The 12659-nt window shown below is 33.8% G+C and carries 22 protein-coding genes; 1 reads left to right on the plus strand and 21 read right to left on the minus strand.

What is annotated here, in order from left to right; genetic code table 11:
- Positions 1–113 precede the first annotated feature (113 nt).
- From H9650_RS00005 to H9650_RS00030, 6 genes are all read right to left on the minus strand, one after another.
- Positions 114–452, minus strand: coding sequence for a P27 family phage terminase small subunit (locus tag H9650_RS00005; RefSeq protein WP_225215892.1), 339 nt, complete (start codon positions 450–452; stop codon positions 114–116).
- 138 nt (positions 453–590) lie between these two features.
- A complete protein-coding gene (locus H9650_RS00010) occupies positions 591–929 on the minus strand; it encodes an HNH endonuclease (RefSeq protein ID WP_404814870.1) in 339 nt (112 codons plus the stop codon).
- Positions 930–1095: 166 nt separating this feature from the next.
- On the minus strand, positions 1096–1917 hold the full coding sequence (locus H9650_RS00015) for a hypothetical protein (protein WP_191696279.1): 822 nt from the start codon (positions 1915–1917) through the stop codon (positions 1096–1098).
- Between the two features lie 55 nt (positions 1918–1972).
- Positions 1973–2707 (minus strand): hypothetical protein, encoded by a 735-nt coding sequence (locus H9650_RS00020; RefSeq protein ID WP_191696280.1) that lies wholly within the window; start codon positions 2705–2707, stop codon positions 1973–1975.
- A gap of 268 nt (positions 2708–2975) precedes the next feature.
- Complete coding sequence (locus H9650_RS00025) at positions 2976–3137, minus strand: hypothetical protein (protein ID WP_191696281.1); 162 nt, start codon at positions 3135–3137, stop codon at positions 2976–2978.
- A gap of 237 nt (positions 3138–3374) precedes the next feature.
- On the minus strand, positions 3375–3770 hold the full coding sequence (locus H9650_RS00030; RefSeq protein WP_191696282.1) for a hypothetical protein: 396 nt from the start codon (positions 3768–3770) through the stop codon (positions 3375–3377).
- Between the two features lie 616 nt (positions 3771–4386).
- On the opposite strand from H9650_RS00030, the gene H9650_RS00035 reads away from it, so the two are divergent.
- Positions 4387–4560, plus strand: a complete 174-nt coding sequence (locus tag H9650_RS00035; protein WP_191696283.1) for a hypothetical protein — start codon at positions 4387–4389, stop codon at positions 4558–4560.
- 86 nt (positions 4561–4646) lie between these two features.
- On the opposite strand, the gene H9650_RS00040 is transcribed toward H9650_RS00035, so the two are convergent.
- The 15 genes from H9650_RS00040 to H9650_RS00105 all read right to left on the minus strand — a co-directional run bounded on the left by H9650_RS00040 (position 4647) and on the right by H9650_RS00105 (position 12593).
- On the minus strand, positions 4647–4994 hold the full coding sequence (locus tag H9650_RS00040; RefSeq protein ID WP_191696284.1) for a hypothetical protein: 348 nt from the start codon (positions 4992–4994) through the stop codon (positions 4647–4649).
- Positions 4995–5036: 42 nt separating this feature from the next.
- Positions 5037–5201: a hypothetical protein gene (locus H9650_RS00045; protein ID WP_191696285.1), complete on the minus strand. Its 165-nt coding sequence runs from the start codon at positions 5199–5201 to the stop codon at positions 5037–5039.
- Between the two features lie 12 nt (positions 5202–5213).
- Positions 5214–5753: an ERCC4 domain-containing protein gene (locus H9650_RS00050; protein WP_191696286.1), complete on the minus strand. Its 540-nt coding sequence runs from the start codon at positions 5751–5753 to the stop codon at positions 5214–5216.
- Complete coding sequence (locus H9650_RS00055; RefSeq protein ID WP_191696287.1) at positions 5750–6181, minus strand: hypothetical protein; 432 nt, start codon at positions 6179–6181, stop codon at positions 5750–5752. Before H9650_RS00055 ends, H9650_RS00050 begins: the two co-directional genes overlap by 4 nt.
- Positions 6169–6399: a primase-like DNA-binding domain-containing protein gene (locus H9650_RS20840; protein WP_404814862.1), complete on the minus strand. Its 231-nt coding sequence runs from the start codon at positions 6397–6399 to the stop codon at positions 6169–6171. Before H9650_RS20840 ends, H9650_RS00055 begins: the two co-directional genes overlap by 13 nt.
- A 291-nt stretch (positions 6400–6690) precedes the next feature.
- Positions 6691–9066, minus strand: a complete 2376-nt coding sequence (locus H9650_RS00060; RefSeq protein WP_191696677.1) for a phage/plasmid primase, P4 family — start codon at positions 9064–9066, stop codon at positions 6691–6693.
- A gap of 9 nt (positions 9067–9075) precedes the next feature.
- Complete coding sequence (locus H9650_RS00065; protein ID WP_191696288.1) at positions 9076–9288, minus strand: hypothetical protein; 213 nt, start codon at positions 9286–9288, stop codon at positions 9076–9078.
- Positions 9281–9667, minus strand: a complete 387-nt coding sequence (locus H9650_RS00070; RefSeq protein WP_191696289.1) for a zinc-finger-containing protein — start codon at positions 9665–9667, stop codon at positions 9281–9283. Before H9650_RS00070 ends, H9650_RS00065 begins: the two co-directional genes overlap by 8 nt.
- Before the next feature lie 67 nt (positions 9668–9734).
- The gene (locus H9650_RS00075) at positions 9735–10196 is read right to left on the minus strand and encodes a DUF669 domain-containing protein (protein ID WP_191696290.1); all 462 of its coding nucleotides are present in this window, start codon (positions 10194–10196) and stop codon (positions 9735–9737) included.
- Positions 10196–10909 carry an AAA family ATPase gene (locus H9650_RS00080; protein WP_191696291.1) on the minus strand — a complete coding sequence of 238 codons (714 nt, stop codon included), beginning with the start codon at positions 10907–10909 and terminating at the stop codon, positions 10196–10198. The genes H9650_RS00075 and H9650_RS00080 overlap by 1 nt, the downstream gene beginning before the upstream one ends.
- A gap of 18 nt (positions 10910–10927) precedes the next feature.
- A complete protein-coding gene (locus H9650_RS00085) occupies positions 10928–11224 on the minus strand; it encodes a hypothetical protein (RefSeq protein WP_191696292.1) in 297 nt (98 codons plus the stop codon).
- Between the two features lie 14 nt (positions 11225–11238).
- Positions 11239–11712, minus strand: coding sequence for a siphovirus Gp157 family protein (locus tag H9650_RS00090; RefSeq protein WP_191696293.1), 474 nt, complete (start codon positions 11710–11712; stop codon positions 11239–11241).
- Positions 11713–11782: 70 nt separating this feature from the next.
- On the minus strand, positions 11783–12091 hold the full coding sequence (locus tag H9650_RS00095) for a hypothetical protein (RefSeq protein ID WP_191696294.1): 309 nt from the start codon (positions 12089–12091) through the stop codon (positions 11783–11785).
- A gap of 120 nt (positions 12092–12211) precedes the next feature.
- On the minus strand, positions 12212–12430 hold the full coding sequence (locus H9650_RS00100; protein ID WP_191696295.1) for a YqaI family protein: 219 nt from the start codon (positions 12428–12430) through the stop codon (positions 12212–12214).
- Complete coding sequence (locus H9650_RS00105) at positions 12411–12593, minus strand: hypothetical protein (protein WP_191696296.1); 183 nt, start codon at positions 12591–12593, stop codon at positions 12411–12413. The genes H9650_RS00100 and H9650_RS00105 overlap by 20 nt, the downstream gene beginning before the upstream one ends.
- Positions 12594–12659 lie beyond the last annotated feature (66 nt).

A 12659-nucleotide genomic window follows, 5' to 3' on the forward strand; every position in this document is an offset into this window, starting at 1 on the left:
ACGAATCAGGACTTCACTTTCTAATTGTCTAACCAGGTCAATACGCTCCTGGTTGAAAATAAATAATCCTTTCCTCCATGAATTAATATAAAGATCAACGTATTTTTGATGAATCAATATAGATCACTGACTTTTGGTTCGTCATTATCCTTCGAGTCTAAATCATTTTCCTTCTTGAGCGGTTCGGGAAGACCAGTGAATTTAATAGAATTTTCTAGAGCGATTAGTGTTTTTGTGAGCTTATTTAGCTCATTTAAAGCAGGATTTGCTTTGATAAATTCTTGGGAAGCGTTAACTGTTGTTACCATCACACCATCTTTATTTATGGATTGTTGCAACTTTCTAATTTGCTTTTCGATAGAGATGTAACGCTTAACCTTACTTATTTCCAACATATCAAATGGATCTACTCTCCCCAACATTTGCTTTTCTAAATCTGTGACTTTTACCATCCCACTCACTCAAACACCCCCCTCTATTTTTCAACCCCCTAATATAACGATGGATTTTTTAATTTTTTTGGACAGTAGATACCCCTTACCGTTGACAGTTCCCCCGACAATCCTGAAACCTTTTAGGGTGGGGGTACTCTACCATTGTTCATCATTCCATTTGTTTTCTTTCTTCACATAACGATTGTGTTTTATATTGTGACAACGTAAGCAAAGTGTCTCAAGGTTATCTATTGATAGACAAAGTTCCGGATAATCTTCCAGCTCTTTAATGTGATCCACATCTAATCTCTTTCGTTTGTCTGGCTCAGATTTATTTGTGAATACCTTCCCTTGTCGTTTACATCCCTGACATTCATTGTTGTCTCGTTTGCGTACTTCACTTCGAATATGCTTCCATTCTTTTGTGGAATAGAATGCTAGATGATTACCTGTATTGATGATAGCTATGAGCTCTTGTAAACGCTCTTGTAATATATCCAATGAATCATCCCTCCACAATCATATTCACTATTTAACCGATAGCTCGAAGATATTAAATCACCACCTTTTATGTATAATAAAAAGCCACGTCCATTTTGAACGTGACCTTAAATAATTAAGTTCATAAATTGTAAGTCATTGAATTAAACTAAACAATTTATTACCTATATAAATCTTCTATGAAACGATCGATCTTTGTTTTACAGCCAAACTTATCTAAATTATTTTCTATAGAACTCATGAGAGCAGGAGATACTTCTTTTACAGTTAATTTACCATCTAAATCTTCGGTAGAAAAAACATTTAATGATTCCAATACATATTGAGCTCCCTCTAAAAGAGTAGCAATAAATGAAGAAAATCCCTCCTTATCATTTACCCCTTCAGTATTATTAACAATCCAATTAGCATAGTGATAATAATTATAAGATAAATTTTTTTTATATTTTATATAAATATGATATAGCAGTTCACTTATTAAAGAATTATTTTTATCAATTTCTTGAATATATTTATTCCAATGCTCTTCAGACATAATCTCAAATGAATCTTCGAAAGGGCTTTTAAAATTTTGGGATTTCATGAATTCATTTAAAAAATCTTTATGTTTACCCATTTCTTCTTTTAATGAAGTATCAATTACACTAATGATTTCATTAACTTTAGATTCTAACTGTGTAAATAAAACATCGATCGAAGTATCCTCTATTTTCTTTGTAACCTCTTCAATTTTTTCAGCTGATTCACTCAATTTATTTGTCGTCATAAGAGTAGTAGAATTTTGTGCATATGTATAGACAATTGCTAGGATAGCTAGAATTATTGAAACAATTGTGCCTGTAAAGGTCCAATTATCGAGTACTAACGGATTATTTTTGCCATAGTCTGAAGACAATAGCCATAGTAAGAGTATTATTAATATCCAATAGAATAGATCCTTTTTTTCTATCCAATCTCGTTTATCTTTATTATTTTTGTTCAATTAGTTACCTCCATTCTTATCCTTCTTAAAAGTCACACCCGAATGGATGTGACCGTTATGAATTCCTTATTACTGAATCGGTAAATTTTCTAACAAACTCTTTAGCTTCCTGAAATATAGATTCTAATGACTCTTTACTTAAAACTAAATACTCATTCTTATCTTCAAATATTTTGTAAGTTTTTAAATCAACATTTTTACTCTTATTTACTTTACCACCATAATGGACAAGATCATTACGAATTTTGAATAGATTAATAAAATAATCCCAATTTAAATTTTCAATATTCTTAACACCCATTTCATCCCTCAAAATTTCCCTTGAAGATTCAAAAATACTCATTTTAGGAATTTGTTTGAATATAAAGTTGGGATTTTGACTTTGTATTCCTTTATTTTTAACTATATCTTCGATGTATGAACAAAGTGAAATAACCAAAGATGTTCTTAAAATTTTCGGGAAATCATCTTGTAATTTATTTTTTTCGCCAATATATTCTATATCTCTTAAAGTTAATCTCTGTGAATCTTCCTTAGTGCTAGTAAAAATTTCATACTCTTCATTTATTGAATCTAATTGTGTAGAAATATAATCCTCAGTAAGCAATAAGAATTCATGAAATTTATTTAAAAAAGAATTAATCTTCTCTGTTTCAGATAATTTCTTCAAGTAATCTTTGAGGTAATCAGGATTTTTCATCTTTTCAAAATGTGAAATTAAGCTTTGAATTCTTTCATTCCCTAAAACTTCCACCAATTTTTTTGCTGTTTCCAATTCATTGTATTCCATAAAAACAACCCCCTTATGTCTATTATCATAAATTAACTGGAAAGGATTGTCACTAAGTTAATTAAAAAAACACATAGACCAATTACCTAAGTGTTTTGCCTATGGGAGAAAATTTTAAAAGAACTTTATCAGGGTTCTTTATACTCCATCTAAAAGTCAGTTTTACAAAAGAAAAAAGCCACGTCCTTTTGGATGTGACCTTTTTACATTATTCTTTGAGTGAGTTCAAAGCTTTTCGATAATTTTATTCGTTATATTTTATTTGGATTTACGGTCTTATAGGACAAGGATACTTAGTGCATGTTGGTGGTTTAACCGTACCGCCACCTGGACCAGGATCATTCATCGCACTAGCTCCTGAACCAAAAGATAAAGTTAAAAGCATAAGAACTCCAGCAGCAACTGACAATATTGTCTTTTTCTTTTTCATAATCTCCATCCTCCATATATTACATAATTTGTGTTACATCTGTTATATTCTACTTTATTCGGTAAATTCCTTCTAAATTTTTAGAATTTTTATTTAAATCACAAAAGCACCTAGACAATTAAATCTAGATGCATTTTCAAAGGGAGAAAACTATTCAAGAACTTAAATCACGGTTCTTTATACTCTTACTATAATTGGTTTTTACAAGGGTTCATATTGCTTCTACACAACTTGACATTAAGTTAACCTTACTTCATGTGCATACTCTATCATCCTCATCATTTGAGCATGCTTGTTGTAGATATAGTTTGGGCTTTTATCTAATTCGTCTGCAATAGAAACTAATGTTTTGCCTTCCACATACTTTTTATAAAGAATATTGTTTTCTAAACCTCTGAATGTGCCAATTAGTTTTACAAGTCTTTCTAAATCAATTCTTTTGTATTCAAGCTCTGTTTTGATTGCTTCAATAGATTCTTCTAATTTCGCACCATTAGAATCAGCAGTTAATTTAACTCCTAATAAGTCGCCACTTGTCCATCGTTTTAACTCATTTTCAGAACGTTCAAGATTAAATTCTAAATAAGCAATTTCATCTTCAAGTTTCCGAAAGTCATTTAACCATTCATACATATGTTACACCTACCTTTTTGACGTTTTACTTATAAAAATGTATGAAATTATTTATTTTTGTTTAGAATGTAACCAGAGCCGAAAAGCAGTCCTAGGAAGCCTGTTGATTATGCCGATCTAGGCTCTTAAATAGTCATTTGTTTTTTTATTTAAAACGAGGTTGAACTCATGAAAGTATTTTTAATAATAGCTGCAATTACTCTTTTATACAGCACCTTTATTTATTATTTATTTGTAAAGGAATATCGCAATTAAGAGGTTGATACTGTCATCTGCCCTGTCACTTATTTTCACTATACATATGTTATAAGAGATCAGTGATACTGATTAAATTTTTCTTACCTTGATTCTCAGTAAAAAGGTCCTCTGATCCAAGGGTCCTTTTTATTTCACTAAAATCATATTTAATACATAATAATTTTCAATTTGTAAATACTATAGTTACAGCTGGGATATTTGTTTGCTTACAACTCCATTTCTGAATCCCAGTTGTTTTAAGGATCTTCTTAAGAAGGTCCTTTTTCTATTGCGACGTACTATCTAGAACTGTGACCCACACAACAAATATAATACTTTCCATTTGTGTTATGCTCTTCTTAGAAAGGAGAGTTTCATAGTGGATTTATTTTACATTTTACCTATGCTTACATTTGTTGTTTACTTGGCCGTTTTTGCATTTATAATTTGGTTAGTTATATGGATAATTCAATCTCAAAAAGAACGCAATGTCTTACTTAAAGAAATTTCAAATAAACTGGACGTACTAGCGAATATTAAAAAGGAAGGGTAACAACTCTTTCTTTTTTCTTTTAGCAATTTGGTTTCTGTCCTTCACTTTGTGGTCGTAATGTCTATTATTCAGTTGTTGCATGTGGCCTACTTTTTCGCTTTGTATTTAGAATCAATCATTATTCTATTGTCCAGTCCATGTCTTTTGCCTGTAATCCCGCACTTTTCACACTTCATCGTGTCATATACACTTGAACCACGGACTATAGTAAGTAGATTTGTTTTAGTCCACTTGTGTTGAGTGTTTTTCTCGGATTCGTCTAGTACCGTAACTCCTACGAGTTCTCTTGGAGATTCATCAGCTCTTAGAGTCGCGTTAAAATTATCAATAGTGGCTTTTGCCCAATCAAAAGGATTAACACCATCAATAACGTATTCTTCCTTCCAAGTGATTTCTGAACCTACTTTTTTTACTTCAATTTCAATTTTCGCCAACTTTGATTTCCTCCTTGCGTCACTTTATTGTTCTAGTGTGTCTTACCGAATATTAGTAAACTTCATCAACACTTGGTAATTTCCATAGTCCTCTCTGATTTCACTTATTTGCTTCCAGCCGCGTTTTTCATTTTCTGCAATTGTTTTTTCTAACTCCCTGCGAGTATGTGCCTTTTCTATTTTTCGATTTCTGAATATCTGTTGCACTTAGACCACTCCTTAGAAGGCACCGGATTTTAAATAATGCTTTGCCTGATAATAAAAATGATGATAAATCCAGTTGCCCGTGAATTTTTTATCAAGATAAACGATTTCAAAATTGTATTTTGCTTTAAATGTATTTAATCGCCCGAGCAAAGCTAATGGATTGTACTTCGAACGATATTCACCTTTTAGCATTTTTTCATATCCGTTCAGGTCCTCCACAATCAAAGTAAAAGGAATATCTTTAGAACGAATCAATTCATTTTCAAATGCTGTTTGCGTATCCTTTTGTAAGTTGCCTGTGATTTCGTCCATATGTGCTTTACGTTCCACTCGACTACTTAAATAAATGTCTCGTGATAGTCCTAATTCTTCATTTCTAGGAATCATGCAACCATAATCGCCAGTAACTAATTTTTGAATTTTTACCGGTATTTCTTTTTGGTGCAAATAATCAAGGATATGACCATTTACATTCTCACGAGTATCTACAACAATCGTGAGTGTTTTAAGTATTTTATTTAACTCGGTATCTGTGTAATGATAGGAAATCATTTCATGCCCCTTTTCTTCGCATACATCACCGCACGCTTATATAATTCTTGTCCCAATTTTATAGATTCAGCATTCGCATATTGTCGAAAATCCTCATAAATATCATTCCAACCATCTTTAGCTAGCGAAGTCATCCATTCATCAAACATCATGAGCGAATCAATATCAGCACATAACCATTCATTCAGTTTTTCGTTATGCTGCCATCCACAGATATGATGGACCATCTTCATGAGTGTTATATTTTCATTGCTTTCAGATTTCCATGATTGAAACCATTTTTCGATTTCTAGGAAAATACTTTCAGCAGCCTTCATTGTTTCAGCTGGCACCAATTGATGTTTTTTCAATTCAATTTGTCCTGCTGAGTCTACTTTCATTTCAGCGCCACTTTTCCAAATGTCTGATAGAATTTTTAATACTTGCATATTAATCGCATCCCCAAATGTTCTAATTCACCTTTACTGTTTAACGTGGATCCATACCCAAACATTTTCATTTCTCTTCCGAACCAAATTTTAGACCGCGGTTTTTCATTTACTTTTTGGCAGTATATTAAATAATTTTCATACATCACTTTTTGCGATACTTTCGAATCCTCTTCTTTTACAATGCAAGTTCTTATAAATTCATCCACTTTTTTCACCTCGTTATTAAATAGTTATCGAACAGTTAACTAAAACACTCATAGTTAACGAAAGTTATTAAACGGAAACACGACTAAACCTTACAGTCACAATCGTTTGACGCATTTTTGTTATTATCGTTATCGGAAAAATCGTTTTAGGCTCTTAAGGGAGCTATTATTAGAAGTTAGTTTTATTACTTATTGTTTTTATTGATAACTTAAATAACAAAAATAAATATATAGTATATAGAAGTCTTGGTAATACTGACTTCTTCAAAAGTTATCGAAAGTTACTGAACGAATTTTTAGTTACTGAGTGAGCTTAAAAAAGCCCTCTGATTCATTTTCGATAACCCCTTTAGTAACTGGCGCACGTTCTTTTATGGTAATACCTGTTAAAAAAGCTTTATTTCCAGCGCCTTTTACTTTCCCAAAACCTTTCGTTTCCAACATTCGATAAAACGATCGGTTTCCTAAAACACGTTCACCCGATTTATAGCACCAACTGTCATATATGTTATATAATTCTTTCGCTTCGATTTTGATAGCTTCATTTTTGGGCTCATCAATATAGCAAGCTTCATTCAAGAAAGGAGCTAAAATATCCATGTCCTCCTTGTATTGACCAGTTGCATCCACCACTATTCTCGGTTCTTTTAATCCCGATCGCTGCCACTTTAAACAACCTTCAACCGCCCAATTCAATATCCCTGACATTTCCAATGACAACTTTTCTTCGAGTTTCTTATCTCGTTGATGTGGTTTCAGACTTAATGTGAATGGAATAATTTTTACTCGTCTCCAAATACCATCATCTACACCGCCAATTACTGGTTTATGATTAGTTGTGAAAAATACTTTAAACTCTGGAATAAACTCAAAATATTCTTGTCGTAAGAAACGTGCTAAAAGTGGCTCTCCACCTGTAATAGTTTTAACAAGAGACTCCTGTAATTTTTCTCCTTCTTCTGACTCGACTGCTGACACAAATCTTGCACTGGCTAGTCTTGCAATGTCATTATTTGCTCCTTCGTTCTTCTTTTTGATAAAAGTATCTGACTTAGTTTGAAGTCCATAATCACCCATGAGCGCTTTGATGATATTAATAAATGTCGATTTACCATTACTACCACCACCTACAAGGAAATACATACCTTGCTCACTGATATCACCAGTCATGCTGTAGCCAACTAAACGCTGCATGTAATCAATAAGATCATTGTCACCTTTAAAAATTTGTTGAAGGAAATTTAACCAAACAGGGCATTTTGCATTTTCATTAAATTCTACATTTGATAATTTTGATAATCGCAAATCTCTGTCATGTGGCTGCAACTTTCCATCTTTTAAATTCAGAACACCATTGGCACAGTTGAATAAAAATTTATGGCGGTCAAATTCTTCACGTTCAGCTGGAACTAATGGCATTAAATCCTTGATACTATTCATACGTATATTTCGTTTGCCACATTTACGAGCCCACGAACGTTCTATTTCATCCTCTGATTTTTCTAATTCACGCAAAACCTTATTTGCAATACGTTCAATTTGAAGCTTATTATCAACCTTCCACCGTTTGCCGTCCCATAGCATCCAACCCATTTCAGAAACGTATCGAATCGCATGGCCATACTCATAAGCGATCCGTTCTGCATTACCTAATTCATTAAGACGGAATTTCTTTTTTGGCTTTTCCCCTTCATCAACCGCTACAGCTTCAACGTTTGAAGCCACATCAAATTCTGCATATTCTTTCTCGTGTTTGCGGTCCAAAATAGTTGTTGTGGTTGATGAAATAGCCGTTGCAATTGTTCTTTCACCGTATGTTTCACCTGTATCACTAAAATGGATTCTGTCCCATTTATCACGCATAAGAGACGTTTCACGAAACATGCTATCCATTCGTGATGCACTTTTACCTGTCCAAAAAGCAAGATGATTTGCTAATGCTAAATCACTCCCTGAATGGTCGTCTTTTAGTAAATTACCGTTATACAATGAACGGATTTCATCACCATTTTTGCTACGGAACATTCGCTCCCACAGAGCATCGTTCGAAATTTTGATTTCATCCTTTTCAAAGTCTGCTAGATTAACTCTTCCTTGCACATCGCTGTCATCAAAATATTTTTCAAATACCTCGGCTAGCTCTTCTGTTCTGTCGTAAATCCCATTGGCATTTTCACGGTTTCCTGTCATCGTGAAGTAACGTCCGTATTGATAAATTTCTAAACCATGTTTTGCACTTTTACGTCCAGTTCCCACTACTGATTGTGGAAGGTTGCCCTTGATAATGATGTGAATGCCTGTTCCGCTGACACTAAATTCTGTATAACTGTCTAATGTATCTATAATTCCCTGGGCAAAAGTATTAATTATAGGATTAACCTTTTCAGTTTCATCAGCGCTGTATGAAACACATTGATCAATATCAATACCGATAAAATTGTCTTGTCTACTGAATACAAAGCCTATGCCATCAGCATCTGATTCTGTGTAAAACTTAGCTGCAGTTGCAAATGTCGACCATGTCCGACGATCGTTTGAACGTGCTTCATTCCCATCTATTTGATATGGAATTTTTGTATAACGTCCGCCTTTTTCTTCCGCCTTCCACAATATCCATTGGGGTAATAACCTAAGTTCGGATGGTATTTCATTAAAATTGTATGGATTTTCTTTCATGTTACTCACCTACTTCTCTACTACTTCAAAAGCAATTGCCTTAACTACAACAGAATTTTTAAAGAATCTTTGAGCACGTTTAGCACTTGTTAAATTATCATGAGCTTTAATTGAAGGACGTGTACTACTTCCTCCTCCCATTGGGAAATTAATGACTTCACCTTCACTATTTACATTGGCCACTAAGAAAACTTCATTTGTTTTAGAATTACAATTAAGCATTATTCGACCACCATCTTTCTTGAGTAATAATTTTGAGTGCTTGTAAGCAGCGTTCACGCTGAAACATACCAAAATGGCATTCGCTTTGTGGTATATCCATTTGTTGTGCTAATGATTGATATAAACCACCGCGGCTTTTGACCTTTTCATATCTCCATAATTTATCGAATATGTCATGGCAGGCTTTACGTAATATTTGAACATCTTTTGTCGCTAGTGTTCCAAGTGGTTTACCGCTGTCATGTGTACCAACATTCGCTTTACAATCGTGACAGTAATAACATTTGCCATTACCATATTCACGACCATATATGATAGAATTGCTTTCTTTCTTCACCTTATTTGAGCCACAGTTATGGCAAATTTCTATTGCACTCATGGTTTTTCACCTCATTTTGGGTATAAAAAAGAGAAGTCCAGAAAAGGACCTCTCTATTAAATTTTCATTAGAATGGTAGCTGATCGTCACCTACAGTAACAGGGGCATGTGTTTGTTGTGGTGGATTCACATTAGAAGCCTTGTAACTGGATGCTTTAGGAAATTCACGACCATCATCTTGTTTCTTTTGTGTTACATAGATAACTAAAGTTTTCCCTATAACATCTTTAGCCATTTGCTCAACACTTGCAGGTGCATAATTGTCAGGCATTCCGCATGCTTTGAAAAATGATTTAGCGATTCCTTTTGCAGTTGGGTGTTCAAAAGTAAATGTATTGTATTGAATTTTTGCTCCTTGATGATTCTGTGGCACATCTGAACGGATTTCAAAATCAACTTCCAATTTTGGTTTACCACTACTTTTTGCAACACTTCCAATTGCATTTAAAACAGTTACTTCATATTCACCTTTCTCAATTGGACTAAATCCTTTTACTTCTTCAACTTCATCCATTTTAAAAAACGACATTATTTTTTCTCTCCTTTTTCTTCTTTAATTGTGGAAGGCACATGACCAACCTTGAAAATATCTTCTTGAGCACATGCTTTGCGACTATCTAATTGATTTTTAGCAAATAAATAATCAGTTGGCTCTAACAAGAAACCCCTTTTTTGCGTTTCCGGATTAATGACCAACTTACCAACTACATGACATAAACCCATAAAATTATTTAGGATTTTATCACGCATGTCTGGGTAAGCTCTGTTTACAGCTTGTCCAGATGGTAGCTCCCATTTATCTGTTGTTTCCCAAGCAGTAAATACAACACGCTTTCCTAACGTTTGAATAAAACGAACGCTATCGATAATGAAAAAATCAATTTGTTGATAGTTTGCCATTGAAGGAACACGGTTATTTTTCCCGTCGCGTCCTAAATTGGCAAGCATGGATCTAGTAAGCTCTGAAATATTATCGAATACGAGATTGTCATATTTAGATAAATCAGCTCGTCCTAAATCTCTCATTAATGCATTCCACTCTTCCCAAGCCTGGTGGGAGTTGAATTCCACAATATCTATGTTCTCCTGACCTTTTAATACACTGTGTGTTTTATCTAAAGGGATATACAATGTTTTACCTTCTAAATACTTGATGGTGCTAGTTTTCCCCATACCAGGTGGACTGTATATAAGAAAAGTTGATGAATCTGTTTTAATATCTTTTGCATTTGAAATGTTCATGCCTTCTCCTCTTTTCTATTAAAATGGTGCCCCATCATCAGTTTGTTCTTCCACACTCTCATTTGATTCCACTTCATCAATTGTCAATTGACCTTCTGCAGCATCATCTTGTGGACGGCTCTCCATTACTTCTTTTGGAGTTTGATAAGCGTATGTTAAATCGATTAAGAAATACTGACCATACTTGTTATATTTCTCAGTGATTTTGTGCATTTGAAGGTTTTCATTTTCTTTAGCAGCTGATACAATCTCCTCTGCTTGCTCACGAGTATCAGCGTAATGTTGTTCCTTTTGGTTTAGTTGAACTTTTGACATTTGAATATCCCCTTTTATTTAATTTGTAATGATTTATTTACAACCAATTTTACGCCTGGAATTTCAGATTCTTTTAATCGTTTCGCTAGTTCAGCTTTACTGATGGTACGTTCAATCTTAATGAATTCCTTTGGAATTAATGATTCATCTAGAATGTGGACAGATGGAGCGTTATTACGGAATTTAATATTAAATTTTTCTGTTTTGACTTCATCCCGATTACTTAATTTCATGGTTTCTTCTATCGCTTGCTTCATGCGATTAATACCTTTTTTAGCAATAGCTTTGCGTTCTTTAAAACGTTTTTCTTCTGTATCATAAGCAATCACATCAGCTTCAAGATTTCGAATAACCATTACATAAGCTTCAAGCTTTTCTTCGATAGCACCTTCGATAGATTCTAGAGTTTCCTCCAGTCCACCGGCACCATCCACAATCATTTGCTGTATCTGTGCATACGATCCTTGTAATTCATAAAGAGTAGGCATGGTTTTCCTCCTGTGATATAATGTTCTCGAATATAGTAAAGATAAGGACCTCTCGGCAAAGGGGTCTTTTTTATTTGTCCCAGTTAATAACTAGATAACGTTCGAAGTAATTAGTAATTAAACCCTTTTTCTCAACCTCCTCAAACTCACAACTGTAACCAGCTGCTTTCAAAGCTTTTCGTACAACTTTCAAGGCCCTAATGTCCTCCCCTGGATATACCTTGTGTCGATATCCCGTGTAACCTTCCAATGCAGAATCTTCAATTGATCGAATAAACCTTTTTAATATCGGTCCGTTAAGAATCTCTTGTTCAAAATCTCTAGTCCCCTTTTCGGATATTTCCGCTAGAAACTGTGGTGTTGGAATATTTATATCCATGATTTCACTTACCTTTCGTTTGTGTTTTGACAAATGCTTGATGTATTAACATGAAACGTTCAATAGATGGTCTAGACAACCATTCTTTAGCTGTTGTTTTCACTTACTCGCCTCCCTTCGTTATTTTGCTACGTAAGCTCGAGCACCTAATCTCTCAATCAAGTAATCTTCCACATTCTCTTCATAGATAATGTCATCATCTATTTGAAAATAACGGTCACCAGTTTGAAGTTCGGTACCTGAGAAATCCTCAATGGGATGGTCTTCTTTTTCAAAGTCCAAATGTTCCTTTGTCGGGTATCCTGTAAGCATTGTTCTTTCAATCTGTGGATGGTCCATTCATTTCACCAACCTTTATAAAGTAGACAATGGAATAAATAACTGGTTCATATCCATGTGCTCTTCGAAATTCCGTTAGTGCTTCATCAACCATAAATCCTTCAGTGGCTATTCTCCATTTTTGACCCATGGATGATGTCACTTCCCAAATATATTCTTTCATGCCTTGCTCCTTTCAAAATTTTATTATTTACCAATCAATTACAATTTTTTCTGTTAAAATATTTTT

The sequence above is a fragment of the Psychrobacillus faecigallinarum genome, assembly GCF_014836595.1.
In the GTDB taxonomy this organism is placed as follows: Bacteria; Bacillota; Bacilli; order Bacillales_A; family Planococcaceae; genus Psychrobacillus; species Psychrobacillus faecigallinarum.

Excerpts from the sequence above, each read along its gene's own strand:
- H9650_RS00070 (WP_191696289.1), bottom strand. The coding sequence starts at position 9,667 with ATGAGTGCAATAGAAATTTGCCATAACTGTGGCTCAAATAAGGTGAAG.
- H9650_RS00025 (WP_191696281.1), bottom strand. The coding sequence starts at position 3,137 with ATGAAAAAGAAAAAGACAATATTGTCAGTTGCTGCTGGAGTTCTTATG.
- H9650_RS00005 (WP_225215892.1), bottom strand. The coding sequence starts at position 452 with ATGGTAAAAGTCACAGATTTAGAAAAGCAAATGTTGGGGAGAGTAGAT.
- H9650_RS00030 (WP_191696282.1), bottom strand. The coding sequence starts at position 3,770 with ATGTATGAATGGTTAAATGACTTTCGGAAACTTGAAGATGAAATTGCT.
- H9650_RS00065 (WP_191696288.1), bottom strand. The coding sequence starts at position 9,288 with ATGCTTAATTGTAATTCTAAAACAAATGAAGTTTTCTTAGTGGCCAAT.
- H9650_RS00075 (WP_191696290.1), bottom strand. The coding sequence starts at position 10,196 with ATGTCGTTTTTTAAAATGGATGAAGTTGAAGAAGTAAAAGGATTTAGT.
- H9650_RS00105 (WP_191696296.1), bottom strand. The coding sequence starts at position 12,593 with ATGAAAGAATATATTTGGGAAGTGACATCATCCATGGGTCAAAAATGG.
- H9650_RS00095 (WP_191696294.1), bottom strand. The coding sequence starts at position 12,091 with ATGGATATAAATATTCCAACACCACAGTTTCTAGCGGAAATATCCGAA.
- H9650_RS00080 (WP_191696291.1), bottom strand. The coding sequence starts at position 10,909 with ATGAACATTTCAAATGCAAAAGATATTAAAACAGATTCATCAACTTTT.
- H9650_RS00020 (WP_191696280.1), bottom strand. The coding sequence starts at position 2,707 with ATGGAATACAATGAATTGGAAACAGCAAAAAAATTGGTGGAAGTTTTA.
- H9650_RS00050 (WP_191696286.1), bottom strand. The coding sequence starts at position 5,753 with ATGATTTCCTATCATTACACAGATACCGAGTTAAATAAAATACTTAAA.
- H9650_RS00100 (WP_191696295.1), bottom strand. The coding sequence starts at position 12,430 with ATGGACCATCCACAGATTGAAAGAACAATGCTTACAGGATACCCGACA.
- H9650_RS00090 (WP_191696293.1), bottom strand. The coding sequence starts at position 11,712 with ATGCCTACTCTTTATGAATTACAAGGATCGTATGCACAGATACAGCAA.
- H9650_RS00060 (WP_191696677.1), bottom strand. The coding sequence starts at position 9,066 with ATGAAAGAAAATCCATACAATTTTAATGAAATACCATCCGAACTTAGG.
- H9650_RS00085 (WP_191696292.1), bottom strand. The coding sequence starts at position 11,224 with ATGTCAAAAGTTCAACTAAACCAAAAGGAACAACATTACGCTGATACT.
- H9650_RS00055 (WP_191696287.1), bottom strand. The coding sequence starts at position 6,181 with ATGCAAGTATTAAAAATTCTATCAGACATTTGGAAAAGTGGCGCTGAA.